Below are 19,965 nucleotides of genomic sequence, written 5' to 3'. Positions count from 1 at the left end.
GGACTCGTCGTTATGCCTCCCGCTATGGGGATGGACTTTCCGACTCAGTCAATTGGTTTCCGGGGGATAGGAATATACCTGAAATCAAGGATGTTACTTCGACACCGCGACTTATAGACTTCCAGCCTTTTGCAGGGCGGCTGGCATCAAGGCCATCACTGCCGGGTTCCGGCGGCGGAGGCCAGTGGAAAGTCGATGTTCCTGTCAGTCGGAGTACTCAAGGTGTCAGGCATCATTCCCGAAGCGTTATCCGGACGGCTGTTCGAGGCCATAAGGTCGAGTCCGCACCCTTATATCTTCACCTTTCTCGATAAAGGGGGCGACGGCGAGGCCGTGCGCTATACCCCAGCGGCGCTGCTGACGGCCGCCATGGCCTATGGCGAGAAGCTGTCCAGTCTGCTCGGAGCCCGGCGGCGGGTGCTCCTGTGCATGGACGCAGGGCCCGAATGTATCGTCGCCATCGTCGCCGGGGTGTTCCACGGCATTACGCTGGTTCCCTTGCCGTTGCCCCTGTTGCAGGCCGAGCGGCAGCGGCTGCGGAATATTCTGGACAGGGACGGGGGCTATCCGATCCTCTGCGATGAAAAGGCGGCGCACTGTTTCCACGAGCACGACGATCTGGGCCGGCCTGTCGACATCCTGAGGATAGGGCTGCAGGCGCTCGATGTGGAGGCTTGGCAAGCCCGCGATAACAGGCCGCCGCCGCCACCAGCCGATCACCCGGTCATCATCCAATACACTTCAGGTTCGACCGGCGCGCCAAAGGGGGTCGTCGTGACCCAGCGCAATCTGTTGGCCAATTTCCAACTGGTGGCCGAGGAGTGGCGTTTCTCGCCAGGGAAATCAGTTCTTTCGTGGCTGCCGCACTACCATGACATGGGGTTGTTCGGCGGCATACTGTTTCCATTGCTGGGCGGTATGCAGATTGTCGTCATGCGCTCGGGTGACTTCATCCGGAAACCGTCGCGCTGGCTGGCGGCGATCGACCGCTATCGGATCAACTACAGCGGTGGGCCGGCTTTCGCTTTCCAGTTGTGCTGCGAGCGCATCGACGAGCAGGAGCTGGCGGGCCTGGATCTTTCATGCTGGCAAGTGGCGTTCTGTGGCGCCGACTATGTGTCGCAGCGGGTTCTCGATGCTTTCCGTGTGCGTTTTCGCGTAGCGGGCCTGCAGCCCCGGGCGGTCATGGCCTGTTACGGTATGGCAGAATACACGCTGTATGTGGCGGGCACGCGCGACTGGGACGAGCCGCCGGCCAGTCGGCTCGACCTGGACGGGAGCGGTTACGCGGGGTGCAGGCTGGGACCTGGCTGGGAAGAGCGCATCCGCATCGTCCCCGCCGCGGGAAAGACACAGGCGGATGCCGGGGCGCCGGGGAACATATATATCAGTGGCGCCAGCGCCAGCCCCGGCTACCTGGACGGGGACCTGCCCGTTTTTGTCGATGTGAGCGGAAGATGGCTCGATACCGGCGATCTCGGCTTCGTCCAGGATGGCTTTCTGGTCGTGACGGGAAGGGAAAAGAATATGCTCACCCTGCATGGCAGGAATCTCATGGTGCACGATCTCGCTGCCAGCGCCTGTGAGGCGTGCGATGAGCTCAACCCGTTGGCCTGCGTCGTTTTCGAACATCCCGAAGACCAGCGCCTGATGATGTTGATCGAAGGCAGGAGCAAATCCGTCGTGGGGCAGGGTATCGATATCGCGGCGATGCGCCAGAAGGTCTACCGCGACTTTGGCGTCAGCCTGAAAGAGATACATATCGTCGGCCGGGGCTACATGCCGCGTACCTCCAGTGGCAAGGTGCAGGTTGGGCAGACGATTTCCAGATTCATGCAGGCACGCCATGAGTGACCGGCGCTTGCCGCGGCTTTCGCCCAGAGGCAGGGCCATCTTCCGACTGCCTGTGTCGAATAGGGGAGTGCGACCTTGAAAGGCAAGTTCGATGGCAATGCCCGGGTGCATATCGTCGAGGATTATGAGGCGGCCCTGCCATTTCTGTCCGATCCCCGCTTTATCGTGCCGGACCTGGGCGGTTTTCTGGAGAGGCTGGAGCAGCATGGGCAGGCCGGTTCTTTCCGCTATCTGCGGCTGTTCGTCGAGCACTCGCCCTTCTTTCTCGAAGGGGCGCAGCACAAGACCCTCCGCGGCATCGCCAGCCAGTATTTCAGCCATCGCGCACTCAAGCGCTGGGAGCCGTTCATCCTCGATGAGCTACAAGGTATCGTCGATGCGCTCGACGTACCGGAGTTCGAGGTGGTGTCCGCCGTCGGCGCACGGATTTTCACCCGGGTGGCCAAGCCGATACTCGGGCTGGCCTTCATCGAGGACGAGCGTTTCGATGTGCTGGTGATGGGCTTGCAGCGCCTGGTCGAACCCATGCAGTCATTGAGCCGGCTGCGCAGGATGAACGAGGAACTGGGCTGGCTGCTGGACAAGGTCGCGAGCGGCGTGGGTTCTGGCCACGCATGCGCCGACGGGGTACTGCCGCGACTGCTGGCCGATGCGCAGTCGCCCTTGAGCCTGGAAGGCCGGATGGCGCTGGCCGTGACCTTGTATGCCGCCATGGCGCCCCTGGCGCAGACCGTCGCCAACGTGATCCTGCGACTGTGCGAGCGGCCAACACCCTCCCCCTTCGATGCCGACCGCTTTATCGAGGATATCGCTTCCCATATCCATGGGGCCGTGGCACCCCATTATGTGCACCGCGTGGCGCTGGAGGACTGCAGGATGGGTGATCTGAGCATCGGCAGGGGCGATACGGTAATGATCGACATCGAGCAGGCGGTGCTGCTACCGGCTGCCGACTCGGGCACGGCCCTTCGCAGTTTCAGCTTCGGTCACGGCGCGCACTACTGCCTGGGCGCGGTCATGTCGAAGTTCATCATCGCTGCCCTGATTCCCCGGCTGCTGGGCCGCTTCGGGCATCTGACGCTAGTCCGCAAGGAACTGGATATCAACAACCATATCGCCAATGCACTCGGTACATTGGTAGTGAGAGGACGCGCATGAAACTGGAAAAAAACCTGGTGGCCGAGTTCATCCTGGATCGCGTGGCGGAACTGACCAAAAGCCCCAGGGCGCCGTTGCGGGCGGATACACGCCTGGTCGATGCCGGAGTGGACTCCTTGCGCGCCGTGTTGATCTGCGGCCACCTGGAGGACAAATTCGCCATCGAGGTCGAGCCGTCCCTGATGTTCGAATACCAGACCGCGGGCGAGGTGGCCGATGCGCTGGTCAGGCAAGCGGTCGCTGCATGAGTCGCTACTACCTGGGGCTGTCCACTTCGGGCCATGATCCGGCCTTCAGTATCGTCGACAGCCGGGGCGTGGTGCTGTTCGCCGAAGCGACGGAGCGCTTCCTCCAGGACAAGCGGGCCTGGGGCATCCTGCCCGACCATGTGAGTCATCTGGAGGCGACACTGGCCGCCGTCGTCGACGATGCCGATGCGGAATATGTGCTGGCCACCAGTTGGAGGGGCGCCAAGGAGGACTTGCCGGTGCAGGTCTGCGATAGCCTGCTGCCGGGCGCCTTTGGCGAATGGATCCGCCAGTTGCAGGGGTTGAGCCAGACACGCGCCGGCAGTCACTGCCGGCTGCTGCTGGGCGAGCGCCTGCAGCAGCCGATCCGGCATTTCGACCACCATCAATGCCACGCGGCCAATGCACTCTACTCCTCGCCCTTCGCCGATGGGCTGTGCCTGGTGCTCGACGGCGAGGGCGAGGTAGGGGCGGCCAGCCTGTTCGAGGCCAGGGATGGACGGCTGCAGCGCTTGTGGCGCTCCTGGGGGCCTGGCAGCCTCGGGGCGCTCTATGGCTGGCTGACCGAACTCTGCGGCTTCAGTGCGCGCCATGGCGAGGAATGGAAAGTCATGGGGCTGGCGGCCTGTGGCGAGGCGGACCAGGTGCTGGCGGAAAAGATCGCCAGCCTGCTGGTGATCGAAGAGGGGCGGCTGCGGCTGGCACAGAGCGAGACGCTGCAGGCCCGCATCGAAGAGATCAGGCGCCATGCCTGGAGTGCGGGCGATCCGCTGTCGAGCCGGGCCATGCTGGCCAGCACCAGCCAACTGGTTTTCCAGCGGCTGGCGGATCAGTTGCTGGAAACCATCCGTCGGCAGTATCCCGAGCAGGGCGAGCGGTTGATCCTGAGCGGCGGCTGTGCGCTCAACTCGCTGTACAACGGCAGCATCCAGCACCGGCATGGCTTTGTCGCGGTGCATGTGCCCTCGGCGCCGGCCGATGATGGCAATGCCGTCGGCGCGGCGCTGCTGGCCTGGGGGCAGGATCACCCGGGACAGGGCTTGCCGCATGGGCAGGCGTCGGCCTACCTGGGGGCGCTCATCAGGCAGGCCGATGTCGAGGCACTGGCCAGGTACTCGGGTTTGCACTGCGTCACCCTGGGTGAAGACAGCGCCGGTTTCGTGGCCCGTCGGCTGGCCGAAGGCAAGGTGATCGGTGTGGCCCGCGGGCGGGCCGAGTTCGGTCCCCGGGCGCTGGGTAATCGCTCGATCCTGGCGGACCCCAGGAGCCCTGCGATGAAGGCCAGGATCAACGGCATCGTCAAGGGGCGGGAAGCCTATCGCCCGTTCGCGCCGGCCATTCCCCTGGAGCTGGCCGATGCCTGGTTCGAGCAGGCGCGGCCTTCGCCCTATATGTCCTTTGCCTTGAAGTGGCGAGAGCCGGTTCGGCAGCGCGTACCGGCCGTGGTGCACCAGGATGGTACGGGCCGGCTGCAGACCGTCGATCCCCAGGTGGCGCCCTGGTTGCATGCATTGCTGCATGCCTTTCAGCAGGAGGCCGGCGTACCGGTGATCCTGAATACCAGCTTCAACGTGATGGGCAAGCCCATCGTGCATACGGCGCACGATGCGATCGCCGTGCTGATGAGCACGGACCTGGATGCCGTCCTGCTGAACGATACCTATCTCGAAAAGACGCGGCGGTAGGATTCGTATCGTGCCACTCTTCTATTTCTATCTGCTGTCCTTCCCGCTGATCTGGCTCGGTTTCCGCTTCGTCCGCGGTGCCGCCCCGGGGCAGGCGCGGCTCTGGCTGGCAGTGGCTTCCATGCTGTTTCTGGCACTGGCTGATTTCCGCTCGTTCTGCATCCTGCTGGCGGTCACCGGGCTCAATTACCAGATCATCCGCAGGATGCCCAGGTCCGCTGGGCCGGCATTGGCGATGCGCGCGCTCGGCCTGGGCATCAGCCTGCTGCCGCTGGTCTATTGCAAGTGGCAGGCGGGCGATGAAGGTGTCTTTGCGCTGCTACCGCTCGGTCTGGCCTTCTATGCGTTGCAGCAGTGCACGGCGATCCTGGATGCCCCGGCGATGGAGGGGCGCGCCATCAGTCTGAAGGACTACCTGTTCTTCTCTTTCTTTTTCGCTTCGGTGATGGCGGGCCCGATCATCTGCTTCAGGGACATGCAGGCACAACTGGATGCCAACCCGGCACATGCCGTCAGCCGGGAAGGGTTGAACCAGGGTGTCAGCCTGTTCGTCTTCGGCCTGGCCAAGGCGGTACTGCTGGCCGAGCCCCTGGGGGTGACCAGCGATCAACTGCTGCTGGCGGCGGAACAGGGCGTCAGCCTGACCCTGACCGAGCTTGGCTATGTGTTATGGGGCAAGGTGCTGTGGTTCTATTTCGTCTTTTCCGCCTATTCGGACATGGCGATCGGCATGGGCCTGGCGTTTGCCATACGCTTGCCCATCAACTTCAACTCGCCGTTCAAGGCCACCAGTGCCGTCGACTATATCGCCCGCTGGCACATGAGCTTCATGGCCTTCGCCCGCCATTACATTTTCACGCCGGCATTTCGAGTGTTGCGCAACAACCCGCTGCGGGATACGCACTGGCGCTATCTGCTGGGTTGGGCCGGTGCGCTTTTTCTGGTGTACCTGTTCGTCGGGCTGTGGCACGTCACCGGCCCGCAGGGTGTGGCGCTCAGCCTTGGCGTGGCCTGCCTGCTGGTACTGATCGAGCTGGGCAAACAGGTGCCGCTGTTCCGGCAGGGCAATTGGCCGTTGCCGCTGCGGATGCTGGCGGCTGTTACCGGACGCCTGCTGCTGCTGGCAATCATCGGCTACTGCGCGCTGGCCTTCACGCACCCGTCGCTGGACCTGCGGCAACTGGTCATGCGGTCGGTTGCCGAGGGCGCCACGTTCTCGCTGAGCCCGCGGCTCGAGGTATTCGGTCGCTTCTTGCCGAGCGACGGGCTGTCCTTTTCAGGGTTTTTCCCGAGCCTGTCCACGGCCCTGATAATACCCGGGTGGCCGCCTGGCTTCAGTGCACTGCATATCCTGGTCTGTACGGCGGCTGTTTTCCTGATGCCCAATACCATGCAACTGTTCGGGCTCATCGATGATGCCGCTTCCGGCGTCCCGCGCTGTCGCTGGCGGTATGGCCCGGCATATGCGATTGCCCTGGGCGGGTTGCTGTTCCTGGCAGTCTCCCTGTCGAGCAGCGGTGATCTCTATGTCTACAACCGGTAGGGCGGGCTACCTGGTGCTGGCCCTGGTGCTGGCGGCCTGTTCGCTGCTGGCGATCACGCTGTTCAATGTCTATGTGAATGCGCGCGGCATGTACCAGGAGCCCCCCGTCGATGCGCCGCTGCCACTGACCGGCTCCCGGCCCGGGCTGGACTTTTCCCTGGAGGAGCGGGTGATTCTGCAGCGTATCGGCGAGGGGCGGGCCAGCGCTCTGCTCATCGGTACTTCCCATGTCATGCGCGGGTTCGATACCTGCCGGCATCCGGCCGTGCTGAAAACCGCGATGTCGGGGTTGGGGCCGAACCGGGCGCTGCTTTTTGCCCGGGCCGCCATGGCGCAGGGGCAGTACCAGACGCTGTTCATCGAGATTACCGGGAAGGACGATAGCCGCCAGGTTGCGCCGTCCGAACAGGCCTGGGTTCGCCATACCAGCCTCAGAAGGTTCTGGCGCTCATTGACAGTACTGCGCACAAGCCAATCGCTGCTGGCCTGCCAGGGGAATACCGACAGTGGCAATGCCCCCGGATTCAGGGGCGTACGGGACATCGACCGGCTCCGTTATTCGCAGTACCAGGATGGGCTCGCCAATGCCCCTGCAATTGCCCGGACGCTGGATATGATCGAAGCGGCCCTCCCGGACAATGGCGAACGGGTGGTCTTTTTCTTTGCCCCCGTCCACCCGGATCTGTTCTCGATGGACGACGCGGACAGGCTGATGGAGGCGGTGGAGCGCCTACGCCAGCACAGGCGGTTTCCGCTGGAGTCCTACACATCGGTCTATCGGTGGGAGGATTTGCTGGACGATGCGCTGTGGGTCGATGCGACTCATTTCAGGCCCGCCGTGGGTGGGCGGTTCCTGGAGCATCTGCTCGGCAGGTATGCGCCCGCGCATGAGCGTACATTGCAGGTTCCGGCAAGCGGCCAGTGAGAAGCGCCCTGGTCGATGCGCGGCAGAGGGGGCGCGGATTCTTATAAAGGTCCCGCAACCCTCCGGCAGGTACAATGCAGCGCCAGTCGTCCCGGCGGGTCCTGTCCTGTTTCCAGTAGGTGTTGCATGTGCGGTCGTTATGCGTTGTTCCGTTGGGGGCCCGAGTTCGCCCGCCTGCCCGGATTCCCCCCGGAGCAGGCGCCGCACTGGAGCCTGGCACCCGGTGCCAGTGTGCTGCTCGCGCGCGCGCAGGAGGATGGCCGGCGGCTCGACGCCGTTCGTTGGGGGCTGACACCGTCCTGGCTCACCGACTTCTCCAGGACGCCGGCCCAGGCGCGGGCGGAAACCCTGGCCGAGCAGCCGATGTTTCGCGAGGCGTTCCGGATGCGCCGCGGGCTCCTGCCCGCCAATGGCTTCTATGAATGGCGCGGGAATGTGCGCAAGCGGCCGTACTGGATGACCAATGAGGCGTCGATCATGTATTTCGCCGCGCTGTGGGAAGCCTACCCGGTCGAAGGGTGCGAGTACCTGAGTACGGCGGTGGTCACCCTGCAGGTGGCTGGGCAGCGGCGGCCACTGATCCTCGATGAAGCGCAGCAGCGGCTCTGGCTGCGGCCCGATGCGAGCCTGGCGCAGCTCCAGGCCCTGCTCGCGGGGCCGCTGCCGGCCCTGCGCGAGCGAGCCCTGGCGGCCCTGGTCAACGACCCCGGCCTGGATGCGCCGGAATGCCTGACCCCGGCCTGAAGATGGTCTTGCGATAGCGCGCCAACAGCCCATAGGATACAGCGCGGACTTCACTGGAGATGTGTCATGCGTAAACCTCAGTCCCTGCCCCTTCTGGTCGGCGCTGCATTGCTGGTGGGCTGCCAGGCGGTCAACACCACCTCGGGTGGTTCGGTTGGCGTGGAGCGTAAGCAGTACATGTTCAGCATGGTGTCGACCGAGCAGGTCAACCAGATGTACGCCGAGTCGTACCAGGAGACCCTGGCCGAAGCCTCGAAGAAGGGCCTGTTGAAGAAGAACGACGCCCTGACCAAACGCGTGGATGGCATCGCCAGGCGCCTGATCGCCGAGGTCCCGGCCTTCCGTGCCGATGCCAGCCAGTGGGACTGGCAGGTCAATGTCATCGACAGCCCGGAGTTGAATGCCAACTGCGGCCCGGGCGGCAAGATCATTTTCTACAGCGGCCTGATCGAGCAGTTGAAGCTGACCGACGACGAGATCGCCGCGGTCATGGGCCATGAAATCGCCCACGCCCTGCGCGAGCATGGGCGCGAGGCCATGAGCAAGGCCTATGGCCTGCAGATGGCCAACCAGTTGGGGGCCGCCTTCGGGATCGGCGATGGCAGCCTGCAACTGGCGAACGTGGGCGTGCAATACCTGATGACGCTGCCCAACAGCCGTAGCAACGAGAACGAGGCTGACCTGATCGGCCTGGAGTTGTCCGCGCGAGCCGGCTACGATCCGAACGCGGCGGTGACGCTGTGGCAGAAGATGGCGGCGGCGGGCGGTAGCTCCACCCCCGAATTCATGAGCACCCATCCCTCTCCGGCAAACCGTACGGAAACCTTGCAGACGACGATTCCGAAAGTCATGCCGCTGTACGAGGCGAGCAAGAAGCGATAGGGCAGCCACAAGCCCTAAGCGGCAAGCGGCAAGTAAAAGCGCAAGTGCCCTCGATGATTGGTGGGATGCTCTTCTTGCCGCTTGCCGCTTGCCGCTTGCCGCTTGCCGCTTGCCGCTACGCTCAGCCAAGGCTGAGCGCCTCATAGGCCGCATAGGCCGCCAGTGCCATGAAGGCGGCCGCTGCCAGGCGGCGGATCAGTGTCAGCGGCAGGCGTTCGGCGGCGAAATTGCCGGCCAGCACCACCGGCACATTGGCCAGTAGCATGCCGACGGTGGTGCCCAGGATCACCAGTACGAAATCCGGATACCGGGCTGCCAGCATGACGGTGGCGATCTGTGTCTTGTCGCCCATTTCCGCCAGGAAGAATGCCACCAGGGTCGCGATGAACGGTCCGTAGCGAGAGGCGGGTGTCTCGTCTTCATTCAGCTTGTCCGGTATCAGTGTCCACAGCGCAACGGCAATGAAGGCGCCGGCCAGCAGCCAGCGTAGCGTGACCGGTGAAAGGGTGTTGGATATCCAGTTGCCGATCGCACCTGCCGCGAAATGATTGGCCAGGGTCGCGACCACGATGCCCCAGATGATGGGCCAGGGGCGGCGGTAGCGGGCGGCCAGCAACAAGGCCAGTAACTGGGTCTTGTCGCCTATTTCGGCGAGGGCAACGATCAGGGTGGGTATGAAGAAGGATTCCAAACGGCTTTCCTGGAGGGCGGGTCGACTACTCACCATGACATGCACGCCTGCCCGCCCCGGGTCAGTCGTTCATGTCATGGGTCTTGTCAGACCGGGTACGGGCTGGAATCGGGCCGGTACCGGTTGCATGCACCATGGTCTGCCGACCAAGCGTGTTGATGCATGCCAGGTGAGCGGGACTCACCGGAGACTACTCCCCCAGGACGCGGGCGAGTGTGCCGAAGCGGAGCGCCTTGTGCAAGCCTTGTCAGGCCGGGGTCATTGGCGTATTGCCGCGCGGTAGAGACTGAAACCCTGGCCGCTGGCGAGGGTCTGGCAGTGCCCCAGGTGTCGCTCGATCAGTGGCGGGTAGCGCAGGAAGCTATTGGCCACCAGGCGCAGCTCTCCGTTCGTCGCCAGGTGTTCCCTGGCATGCCGCAGCAGCGTTTCGCTGGCCTGGTAGTCGGTGTGCACGCCCTGGTGGAAGGGCGGGTTGCTGACGATCGCGGCCAGCCCCACGGGGGCCGCGTGGATGCTGTCCGCCGCGATCGACTGCGCTTCGAGGCGATTGGCCGCCAGGGTCAGGCGGCTGCTGGCGAGGGCGAAGGCGTCGACATCGAGCAGGATCACCGGGCTGGCTGGATAGCGGCGTTTCAGGGCCGCGCCAATGACCCCGGCGCCGCAACCGAAGTCCAGCAGCGGTCCGGCCGGCAGACCGTCCAGGTGTTCGAGCAACAGGGCACTGCCAAGGTCGAGGCGGCCATGGCTGAATACGCCGGGCAGGCTGGTGACCTGCAGCGGGCCGTCGCTCAGTTCCAGGGTGAAGTGGCGGGCCAGGTCGTTCAGTACCGGGGTGTCGGGTGCGTCCAGCACGTCGACTCGCCAGAGTTGGCAGTGGCGAGCGCTATCGAGCTTGCGGGGTTTGCCGAACGCTGCGAGCTGCCTGGCGGCGCGTTCGATACCGGCGCGTTTCTCGCCGACCAGGTAGAGCGGCTTGCCGGCCAGGCGGCTGGCCAGCGCCTGTAGCAGGTAGTCGGTCAGTTCGCGGGATTTCGGCAGGAACAATACGGCACTGTCGAACGCCGCCGGCGGTGCCTGCACATCGAAGCTGCAGCGTTCGCCGAAGCGTGCCAGCAGGTGCTGGTGCTCCCCGGCGTGCCAGCTCCAGCCCCATGCCCGTGGCAGCTCCGCGAGCAGGTCATCGGCGGGCAGGCCGGCCAGCAGCAGATCGCCGGTGAACAGTCCGGCCTGGCGCAGCAGGACTTCGCTTCGCGGGTCCATGGGGCTTCCTCAAAAAGCGCCGAGCTTAGGGGCTGTTGGCGCTTCGTAGCAAGTACCGGCGGGGCAATCGCATGAAGCCTCGCCACATCGGCGTAGAGTGCGCCGTCGCCATCCATCGCGACACTTGAGCGTTGGCCCGACCCCAGGGGCGGGCGTTGCGATATCAGCCAACCTGGCGTCGTGGCACCCCGGCGAAGTACGCCTCGGCGTTTTCCACCAGTTGCATGACGATGCGCTGCCGCGCTTCGCGGCTGCCCCAGGCGCTGTGCGGGGTGATCAGCAGGCGCGGGATGTCCGCCGCCAGCAGGGGGTTGCCGTCGCGGGGCGGCTCCTGGCTGAGCACGTCCGTGGCGGCGCCGCCCAGGTGGCCCGCGCGCAGGGCGTCGGCCAGGGCCTGTTCGTTCACCAGCCCGCCACGGGCGGTGTTGATCAGGAAGGCGCCGGGTCTCATCAGGCGCAGCTCGCCGGCGCCGATCAGGTCGCGGGTCTGCTCGGTGAGCGGGCAGTGCAGGGTCAGCGCATCCACCTGTGGCAGCAGTTCCTCCAGCGCCAGGCGGTCGGTGCGCCCGGGGCGGCCTGGCAGGTTGCCGATCAGCACGCGCATGCCCAGCGCTTCGGCCAGGCGCGCCACCGCGCTGCCCAGCTCGCCGTGACCGAGCAGCCCGAGCACCTTGCCTTGCAACTCGACGATAGGGTAGTCCAGCAGGCAGAATTGCGCGCTGCGCTGCCAGTGCCCGGCCTGTACCGCGGCGTTGTAGTCGGCCAGGCGGGTGGCCAGCGCCAGCAGCAGGGCCAGGGTGTGCTGGGCGACCGTCGCGGTGCCGTAGCCCTGGCAGTTGCAGACGACGATGCCTTGCCGCCGTGCGGCTTGCAGGTCGATATTGTTGACGCCGGTGGCGGCCACCAGGATCAGCTCCAGTTCCGGGCAGCGGGCCAGGGTCGCGGCGTCCAGCGGCACCTTGTTGCTGATGGCGACCTGCGCCCCCCGCAGGCGTTCGGCAACCTGCCCGGGGGCGCTGCCGGGGTGGCATTCGAGTTCATCGAACGCCGAGCGCAGGGGCGCGAGGTCCAGGTCCTGCTGGTCGAGGGGTTCCAGGTCGAGAAATACGGCGCGGCGTCTGCTCATGGCGGGTCTCTGGCAGTTCATCGGAATGATGGGTCAACGGGGAGTATGCAATGTACTGGATGGAGTTCCTCACGGTGGCACTGGTTCATTTGCTGGCGGTGGCCAGCCCCGGGCCGGATTTTGCCGTGGTGGTGCGTGAAAGCGTGAGCCGGGGCCGCAGTGCCGGCACCTGGACGGCGTTCGGCGTGGGCAGCGGCATCCTGGTGCATGTCGTCTATTCGCTGCTGGGTATCGGGCTGATCGTGTCGCAGTCGATCCTGTTGTTCAACCTGTTCAAGTGGCTGGCGGCGGCCTATCTGCTGTACCTGGGCTTCTCGGCCCTGCGCGCCAGGCCGATGGCACTGCGGGTCGATGCGTCGCAGGGGGCGCGGCAGTCACCGCGCAAGGCCTTCGTGACCGGTTTCGTCACCAACGGGCTGAACCCCAAGGCGACGCTGTTCTTCCTGTCGCTGTTCACCGTGGTGATCGACCCGCACACGCCGCTGGCGATCCAGCTCGGTTACGGCCTGTACCTGGCGACCGCGACAGGCCTGTGGTTCTGCCTGGTGGCCTGGCTGTTCAGCCGCCCCGGGGTGCGCAACGGTTTCGCCCGCCTGGGGCACTGGTTCGACCGCCTGACCGGCGCGCTGCTGATCGGCCTCGGCATCCGCCTGGCGTTCAGCGAGTTGCGCTAGTGCCACGGCGCGAATCAACTGTCGCCAGGGCGTACCCTACAAGACCGCTTTCCGCGAGATTTCATCAAAGAAACGCTTGACCGGGTTTTGCCCCGCCTCGCACATTGATGCCGCTTGCCGCTTGCCGCTTGCCGCTTGCCGCTTGCCGCTTGCCGCTTGCCGCTTGCCGCTTGCCGCTTGCCGCTTCAGTCCGACAGGTAGTATTCCACCGTCGATACCACCCGCACCTGCTTGATATGCGGGTTGTTGGCATCGCGGTCGTCGATGCTGAACTGGCCCTGGGAGGCCTTGCGGATCTTGCCCAGCTTGCTCGCGGAGTCCTCGGCGAACTTCTGCGCGACTTCGCGGGCCTGGCGCGTGGCTTCCTCGATCATCTTCGGCTTGACCTCGTTCAGGCGGGTGAACAGGTATTGCGGGCGCGCCTGGTAGTCGCCGCTGCCGAAGGTGATGCCCTGCTTGCCCAGCTCCATCAGGCCGTTCATGACGCTGCGTACCTCGTCGATGCGCGAGGAGTACAGCGTCAGCGACTGCACGGCGATATAGCGGAACTCGGCACCGTCGCTGCTGGAGTAGCGCTGTGCGGAACGGTCGCTGATATCGGGGATGGCGGGAGTGATCTCGCTCGCCAGGATGCCTCTTGCCAGCAGGAAGGCGCCGATCTTGGCGCTGTCCTGCTCGATGCGGTTGTAGAGGTCTTCCAGGTCGTTGCTGGTCACGGTGAACTGGATCGGCCAGATGACGATATCGGCCGGGTATTCGTGCTCGGACAGGCCCTTGACGGTGACCGACCGGTCGTATTCCTTGAAGCGGATCGCCGCGGAGCCCAATTGCTGGCCGAGGATGACCAGGCCCAGGCAAAGGAAGGCGCCGAGGATCAGGGCGGCGATTCTGTCTCGCTGTGCCATTGAGCGTGCTCCAGTGGAAATGGTCGGGGCACGTTACCCGTATCCGCGCTTATCCGACAAGCGCATGGTTGTGCTCAAAGAACCGATAAAAGCGCTGGAGGCTGGACGAAAACAGTCTGTTTTCTGCCCGAACGGAACGCTTCTACGTCCAGCCTCAGTGCTTTTGTCGACGCCTTCAGTGCCCTGCGACTGGCCCGCGGGCGACTCAATCGGTAGCGGGCTCGCCGTCGTGGTCATAGCGTGGCCAGAGTAGCTGCAACCCCTGGCGCACGATGGCGTTCTCGACGAAGCTCGGTTCGAACCAGGCGTCGATCTCCACCGGGCGGCGGGTCAGGCCCAGGGCGCGGGCCTGCTCGCCACTGTCCTGGAAGCTGGCGCGCAGGAAGTCGTCGAGCCGGGGCGAGTTGCGCAGGACGAGGTCGTCGCCCTGGAACTCGCGGGTGAACAGCGCTGCGGGAATGCTGCTCTGGCTGGCCAGCAGGTCGATATATTCATCCTGGTTCCGCGCATCGCTGATCCAGGCCGCATTGCCCACCAGGATATCCACCAGCTTCTGCGTGGCTTGAGGGTAGCGCTGGATGAAGTCGGCGCTGGCCAGCAGGGCGCCCTGGGTGGTGGAGGTCACCGGCAACTGCTTGGTGCCGAAGGGGAACTCGATGCCCTGGGCTTCGAGGGCGAGGATGCCCATGCCGGACCAGGCGGCATCGATCTGGCGGGCGGCGAGAGCGGCGCGGGCGGCGCTCCAGTCCAGGCTGACGATGCGCAGGTCGCGTTCCTTGAGGCCGGCGCTGGCCAGTACGCGGGCGAAGGAAAGTTGGTCCGCCGTGCCCCGGTACACGGAAATACGCTTGCCCTTGAGGTCTTCCAGGCCCTCGATGGATGACTCCGGGGTGGCCGCCAGGTACATGTTGGCGCCACGTGAGCCGAGCAGTACGCGGGTCTCCAGGCCACTGGCGCGGCCGATGATGGCGGCCAGGTCGCCGAGGTAGGCGATATCCAACTGGCGGTTGGCGAAGGCTTCGTTGACCGCCGGGCCGGCGCCCTTGAAAAAGTGCCATTCGATCTTCACGCCATCGGCGGCGAACGCCTGCTCCAATTGCTGGTGGATATGCGCCAGTCCCAGCGGGCCGGCGATGAACGGCTTGTTGCCGGCACTCTGGTCCGGGCTGCCGATGCGGATGCTGGCCGGTTGCCCGGCAGCCAGTGCCAGGCTGGCGGTAACGGCCAGCATGGCGCTGGCCAGCAGTTTCAAGAGGCATGGCATGGCGGACTCCGGGTGAGGATCGGGGCGCCTATTTCAGGCAGCAATGCCGCGGACGGCAAGCGCAATGCAGGCATAGACGATATGCATGGCGTGCAATCAGACGCCGAGCCGGCTGAGCGAAAGCCCGGCGAGCTGGTCGGCGAGCTGGGTATCGCTGCGCTCGATCTGCTCGGACATGGCGCGAGCCAGCGGCGACAAGCTGCGGTTGACCCGGCTGACGATGCCATAGCGGGTATTGAGTTCTTCCAGGTGCCCCGGCAGGTCGTGCACCTGCAGGATCTTCAGCTCGTCCTTGAGCAGGTATTCCTCCAGATTGACCGGGTTGGCGATGCCGATGGCGTCGGAGTGGCGCACCACATTGAGCAGGGCATGCCCGTGCTCGCATTCCACCGCCGGGGTGAAATCCCGCCGGCGGCTGTAGTCCACCAGCACCTTGCGAATGTTCGGCGGGCGGAAGGTGGTGGCCAGCGGGTAGCTGAACACTTGCTCGCAACTGACTTCCTCCGCGGCGGCCAGCGGGTGCCCGCTGCGGCAGCAGAAGTACCACTTCTGTGGCCTGAGGCGAATAATCCGGTAGTCCGGGTTGGCTTCGAAATGCCGGGTATCGGCAACGAAGAATTCGATCTCCTCGTTGGTCAGGCGCTTGTCCAGTTCCTGCCAGTTGTCCACCAGGAAACGCACATGGGCCTTCGGGTAGTCGCCGATGAAGCGTGCGATGGCGCGCGGGATCAGTTGCGCGGCGGGGGCCGGCCCGCAACCGAACAGCAGTTCGCCGCTTTCCTCGCCATTGAAGCGGTCGATCTCCAGGCTCAGGTCATGGGCGCTGCGCAGCAGCCTGCGGGCGTGCTCGAGCACCACCAGGCCCTGCTTGGTCGGCGGCAGTTGCTTGCTGGCGCGGTCGACCAACTGGTAGCCGGCGCTGTGCTCCAGGGCCTGGATGCTGCGGCTGAAGGCAGATTGCGAAAGGTTCACCGCGTCGGCCGCGGCGACGAAGCTGCGGTGCTCGATCAGGGCGACGAAGTGGCGGAGCTGGCGGAGGTCTATATGCATTTTCTACATGGCAACTTTCGATCGAATGCAATTGCTGCACGGGGATGGGCTATTTATAAATGCAATCTCATATGACTAAAAGCTCAGTTATCGAATATAAATATTCTCGCTGGGTATATAAGCCAACCCGCAACGCCGATTCGCCTCCGCCATACGGAAACGCTCGTCGCGACTATTCAGGAACATTGCATGAACGTTATCGACACCTGGCCGGTGAACAGGCCAATCCCTCTGACCCGAGCCTTGAAGCCGCTGGCCGGGGCCGTACTGCTGGGCACCTTGAGCATGGCGCTGCAAGCCCATGGGGCCGAGACCGAAGGCCCGGCACTGGCGCGAGCGAACGCCGACACCGCGCTCGGCACGGTGACCGTCAATGCCCGTCGCCGCGAGGAGAGTGCCCAGGACGTACCGACGCCGATCAGCGTGCTGGGTGGGGAGGTTCTGGAAAACCAGCGCATCTATCGGGTACAGGACATCCAGCAACTGGTGCCCAGCACCAGTGTCGCCTACGTGCATGCGCGCCAGTCGAGCATCGCTATCCGTGGCCTGGGCAACAACCCGGCCAGCGATGGCCTGGAGGGCAGCGTCGGCGTGTACCTGGACAACGTCTACCTGGGGCGCCCCGGCATGGCCGTGTTCGACCTGCTCGACGTGGAGCAGATCGACGTGCTGCGCGGCCCCCAGGGCACCCTGTTCGGCAAGAACACCACCGCCGGGGTGCTCAATATCAGCACCCGCAAGCCGACATTCACGGCGGAGCGCAGTATCGAGACCTCGGTCGGCGAGGATGGCTATTTCCAGACCAAGGGCAGCATCTCCGGCCCGCTCAGCGAGACCCTGGCCGGGCGCCTGTCGGCCTATCGCACCCGCGATGACGGCTATGTGAAGAACGTCTACAACGGCGACAGCCTGAACGGCGGTGCGCGCCAGGGCTTCCGTGGGCAACTGCTGTGGCAGCCGAGCGAAACCTTCAACCTGCGCTGGATCGGCGAGTACAACGAGGAGGACTCCAACAACGGCATCCTCACCCTGCACAGCACCGGGCCGACCATCAACGGTGTCAACCGCTACGAGCAGCGGGCGGCGGCGGCGGGCGCGACCCTGGTGTACGGCAAGGACCGCAAGGTCAATTTCGATTCGGACCAGCAGGTCACGGTGTTCCAGGGCGGCACCTCGCTGGAGGCCAACTGGACCCTGCCCAATGACTTCACCCTGACCTCCATCACCGCCTACCGCTGGTGGGATTTCACCCCGCGCAACGACGACGGCCTGAACGTCTCGGCGTCGATCAACGCCGGTGTGCGGGTGCGCGACAAGCAGTATTCCCAGGAGATCCGCCTGGCGTCGCCGACCGGCGGGGCGTTCGACTATGTGCTCGGCGCCTACTGGTTCAAGCAGGACCTGGACAACCGCCAGCACAATTTCTACGGCCCCCTGGCAGATGTCTGGAACGGTACGGCCCCCGGTGCGCTGGCCAATGTCACCAGCTTCGGCTACGGGCATATCGATACCGACAGTTATGCGCTGTTCGCCCAGGGCACATGGCACCTGACCGAGCGCCTGGACTTGACTGCCGGTATACGCGGCACCTACGAGGAAAAGGATGCTTGGGTCACCCGCGATGCGCCGATCGGCGGTGCGGCGGTGACCGGCACCGCCGCGACCCAGCGCCAGGGGCGGCATGGCGCCTACGATTCGGATGACCTGAGCCTGCACAGCTTCAGCCCGTCCGGCCTGCTCAGCCTGAGCTACCAGTTCATGCCGACGCTGCTCGGCTACGGCTCGCTGGCCCATGGCGAGAAATCCGGCGGGGTCAACCTGACCGTGGGCGCCGCGCCGACCGCCGGCGCCGATTCGCTGCTGGTGGGCACCGAGCGTTCCAACAACGCCGAACTGGGCTTCAAGAGCACCTGGCTGGACAACAGCCTGCTGTTCAACGCCAACCTGTTCTGGACCGAAGTCAGCGGCTACCAGGCCAATGCCTACGACCATTCGACCCGTACCCAGTACCTGACCAATGCCGGCGAAGTCCGCTCCCGCGGCCTGGAACTGGAAAGCACCTGGAAGCCCGTGCGCGGCCTGACGCTGAATGCCAACGGCTCCTGGAACGATGTGCGCTATACCGACTACGAGGATGCGCCCTGCCCGCCGGAAGTGTCCTTCCAGGCCGGCGCTCCCGCTTCCTGCGATCTGACCGGGCACCAGGTGGTCGGCGCCTCGAAGTGGATCGCCAACCTCAATGGCAGCTACCAGTGGACCCTGGACAGCGGCCTGCAACCCTACGTCAACGCCAGCTATGCCTTCCGTTCCAGGGCCGTGGGCACCATCGACGACTCCGAATACGGCCAGATCCCCAGCTATGCGCTGGTCAACCTGTCCGCCGGCCTGCGTGGCGACCTGGGCGATGGGCAGTGGGATGTCTCGCTGTGGCTGAAAAACGCCGGTGACAAGAGCTACTTCACCAGCCTGTGGAACAGCGCCAACGGTGGTTATTCCGGTGTGCTCGGCACGCCTCGCACCCTGGGCCTGACCGCCCGCTACGATTTCTGAGCCTACTATTTCTGAGGACGTGCGCATGAAACTGCAATTGCATTCCCTGGCATTGGCTGCCTCGCTGCTGGCGGGCATCGCCCAGGCCGCGCCGAGCGTCTACCCGACCGGCGTGACCCGCTACGATCCGCAAAAGGCCTGGAACGGCTACGTGCTGTTCGGCGCCGCCGACGAGAAGACCTACCTGATCGACGCCAATGGCAACGAGATCCGTCGCTGGGAGCATGTCGGCTCGCCCTCCGGGCTGATCGACCCGGCCGTCAACGGCGGTCAGCGCGGCCATGTGCTGGTGCGCCTGGAAAAGCGCAAGGAACTCGACCCGCGCGGCTTCGGCAATGGCCTCAACACCCATGTCATCGGCGAACTGGACTGGAATGGCAAGCCGGTATGGACATGGGGCGAGCAGGCGCCAACGGGTTCGGCGCTCCAGCACCATGACTGGCAGCGCCTGGCCAACGGCAATACGCTGCTGCTGGCCAACAAATTGCACCGGATCGAGGGCTTCAAGCTGGATGAAACCATCGATGACGTGATCTATGAGGTCGATCCGGATGGCAGGATCGTCTGGCAGTGGCTGGCGTCCGAGCACCTGGAGGAGTTCGGCTTCACTGCGGAGCAACTGGAGCTGGTGCGCAATACCGACAAGGCTGACTACCTGCACTTCAACGACCTCAAGACCCTCGGCCCGAACAAGTGGTACGAGCAGGGCGACCAGCGCTTCCACCCGGACAACCTGATCGTCGATTCGCGGGAAGCCAACTTCGTCGCCATCATCGACAAGCGGACCGGCAAGGTGGTGTGGAACCTGGGGCCGAACTACCCGGCACTGGCGCCGGTGAATGCCAGCCTGCCGCGCCCGGTGGACCAGTTGGCCGGCCTGCACGACGCCAACCTGATCCCCAGGGGCTATCCGGGCGAAGGCAATATCCTGATCTTCGACAACCAGGGCGGCTCCGGCTACCCGGCGCTGCCGGCCAGCATCATCGGCGGCTCGCGGGTGGTCGAGATCGATCCGCTCAGCAAGCAGATCGTCTGGCAGTACAACGCGACCAACTCCGCCCAGCCGCTGTGGCAGTTCAACAGCACCTTCATCAGCAGTGCGCGGCGCCTGCCCAATGGCAACACGCTGATCGACGAAGGCATGTTCGGGCGCATCTTCCAGGTGACACCGGCTGGCGAGATCGTCTGGGAATACGTGAGCCCCTATTTCGGCAAGTTCTCCCATGGCAACGCCACCAGCAACTGGCTCTACCGAGCCCAGCCGGTGCCCTATGACTGGGTGCCCGCCGGCACGCCGCGCAGCGAGAAGGCGGTGACGCCACCGGCACTGTCGGACTTCCGTGTACCCACCAACCATTGATCCCTGTTCCTGGCGGCGCATGGGCGCCGCCAGGCTTTGCAAGTAG

The 19,965-nt window shown here is 64.8% G+C and carries 17 protein-coding genes and 1 riboswitch; of the genes, 11 read left to right on the top strand and 6 right to left on the bottom strand.

The genetic code is table 11. The features are described 5' to 3' along the window. Positions 1-195: 195 nt before the first annotated feature. From DNJ95_RS09690 to DNJ95_RS09655, 8 genes are all read left to right on the top strand, one after another. Positions 196-1,854, top strand: coding sequence for an AMP-binding protein (locus DNJ95_RS09690; RefSeq protein ID WP_131184524.1), 1,659 nt, complete (start codon positions 196-198; stop codon positions 1,852-1,854). A gap of 75 nt (positions 1,855-1,929) precedes the next feature. Continuing rightward, positions 1,930-3,012 carry a cytochrome P450 gene (locus DNJ95_RS09685; RefSeq protein ID WP_131184523.1) on the top strand — a complete coding sequence of 361 codons (1,083 nt, stop codon included), beginning with the start codon at positions 1,930-1,932 and terminating at the stop codon, positions 3,010-3,012. After that, complete coding sequence (locus DNJ95_RS09680; protein ID WP_131184522.1) at positions 3,009-3,260, top strand: acyl carrier protein; 252 nt, start codon at positions 3,009-3,011, stop codon at positions 3,258-3,260. Before DNJ95_RS09685 ends, DNJ95_RS09680 begins: the two co-directional genes overlap by 4 nt. Continuing rightward, on the top strand, positions 3,257-4,945 hold the full coding sequence (locus DNJ95_RS09675) for a carbamoyltransferase family protein (protein ID WP_131184521.1): 1,689 nt from the start codon (positions 3,257-3,259) through the stop codon (positions 4,943-4,945). The genes DNJ95_RS09680 and DNJ95_RS09675 overlap by 4 nt, the downstream gene beginning before the upstream one ends. 10 nt (positions 4,946-4,955) lie before the next feature. After that, positions 4,956-6,488, top strand: a complete 1,533-nt coding sequence (locus DNJ95_RS09670; protein WP_131184520.1) for an MBOAT family O-acyltransferase — start codon at positions 4,956-4,958, stop codon at positions 6,486-6,488. After that, positions 6,472-7,413: a hypothetical protein gene (locus tag DNJ95_RS09665; RefSeq protein ID WP_131184519.1), complete on the top strand. Its 942-nt coding sequence runs from the start codon at positions 6,472-6,474 to the stop codon at positions 7,411-7,413. The genes DNJ95_RS09670 and DNJ95_RS09665 overlap by 17 nt, the downstream gene beginning before the upstream one ends. 126 nt (positions 7,414-7,539) lie before the next feature. After that, positions 7,540-8,157 (top strand): SOS response-associated peptidase, encoded by a 618-nt coding sequence (locus tag DNJ95_RS09660; RefSeq protein ID WP_131184518.1) that lies wholly within the window; start codon positions 7,540-7,542, stop codon positions 8,155-8,157. Positions 8,158-8,223: 66 nt separating this feature from the next. Continuing rightward, a complete protein-coding gene (locus DNJ95_RS09655; RefSeq protein WP_131184517.1) occupies positions 8,224-9,039 on the top strand; it encodes a M48 family metallopeptidase in 816 nt (271 codons plus the stop codon). Between the two features lie 121 nt (positions 9,040-9,160). Here DNJ95_RS09655 and DNJ95_RS09650 read toward each other — a convergent pair whose 3' ends face one another. The 3 genes from DNJ95_RS09650 to DNJ95_RS09640 form a co-directional block, all read right to left on the bottom strand. After that, complete coding sequence (locus DNJ95_RS09650; protein ID WP_131184516.1) at positions 9,161-9,730, bottom strand: TMEM165/GDT1 family protein; 570 nt, start codon at positions 9,728-9,730, stop codon at positions 9,161-9,163. Positions 9,731-9,819: 89 nt separating this feature from the next. Further along, positions 9,820-9,941: riboswitch (yybP-ykoY riboswitch) on the bottom strand. Positions 9,942-9,988: 47 nt separating this feature from the next. Then, positions 9,989-10,990 (bottom strand): class I SAM-dependent methyltransferase, encoded by a 1,002-nt coding sequence (locus DNJ95_RS09645; protein WP_131184515.1) that lies wholly within the window; start codon positions 10,988-10,990, stop codon positions 9,989-9,991. A 163-nt stretch (positions 10,991-11,153) separates the two neighbouring features. After that, a complete protein-coding gene (locus DNJ95_RS09640; protein ID WP_131184514.1) occupies positions 11,154-12,116 on the bottom strand; it encodes a 2-hydroxyacid dehydrogenase in 963 nt (320 codons plus the stop codon). 50 nt (positions 12,117-12,166) lie between these two features. Between DNJ95_RS09640 and DNJ95_RS09635 the strand changes: the two genes are divergently transcribed. Next, the gene (locus DNJ95_RS09635) at positions 12,167-12,790 is read left to right on the top strand and encodes a LysE family translocator (RefSeq protein WP_131184513.1); all 624 of its coding nucleotides are present in this window, start codon (positions 12,167-12,169) and stop codon (positions 12,788-12,790) included. Between the two features lie 185 nt (positions 12,791-12,975). Here DNJ95_RS09635 and DNJ95_RS09625 read toward each other — a convergent pair whose 3' ends face one another. The 3 genes from DNJ95_RS09625 to DNJ95_RS09615 form a co-directional block, all read right to left on the bottom strand. Further along, positions 12,976-13,695 (bottom strand): SIMPL domain-containing protein, encoded by a 720-nt coding sequence (locus DNJ95_RS09625; protein WP_131184512.1) that lies wholly within the window; start codon positions 13,693-13,695, stop codon positions 12,976-12,978. A gap of 205 nt (positions 13,696-13,900) precedes the next feature. Next, entirely contained in the window at positions 13,901-14,959 is a 1,059-nt protein-coding gene (locus tag DNJ95_RS09620) for an ABC transporter substrate-binding protein (RefSeq protein WP_131184511.1), read from the bottom strand. A 96-nt stretch (positions 14,960-15,055) separates the two neighbouring features. After that, positions 15,056-16,009, bottom strand: a complete 954-nt coding sequence (locus tag DNJ95_RS09615; protein WP_131184510.1) for a LysR family transcriptional regulator — start codon at positions 16,007-16,009, stop codon at positions 15,056-15,058. 189 nt (positions 16,010-16,198) lie between these two features. On the opposite strand from DNJ95_RS09615, the gene DNJ95_RS09610 reads away from it, so the two are divergent. Continuing rightward, a complete protein-coding gene (locus DNJ95_RS09610; RefSeq protein ID WP_131184509.1) occupies positions 16,199-18,559 on the top strand; it encodes a TonB-dependent receptor in 2,361 nt (786 codons plus the stop codon). A gap of 25 nt (positions 18,560-18,584) precedes the next feature. After that, positions 18,585-19,919, top strand: coding sequence for an aryl-sulfate sulfotransferase (locus DNJ95_RS09605; RefSeq protein ID WP_131184508.1), 1,335 nt, complete (start codon positions 18,585-18,587; stop codon positions 19,917-19,919). The last annotated feature ends 46 nt before the right edge of the window (positions 19,920-19,965 follow it).

Origin of the sequence: Stutzerimonas kirkiae, assembly GCF_004327335.1 — a bacterium.
Classification (GTDB): Bacteria; Pseudomonadota; Gammaproteobacteria; order Pseudomonadales; family Pseudomonadaceae; genus Stutzerimonas; species Stutzerimonas kirkiae.
The sequence above is the reverse complement of the archived record's forward strand: the minus strand, read 5'-3'. Positions and strand labels throughout refer to the sequence as shown.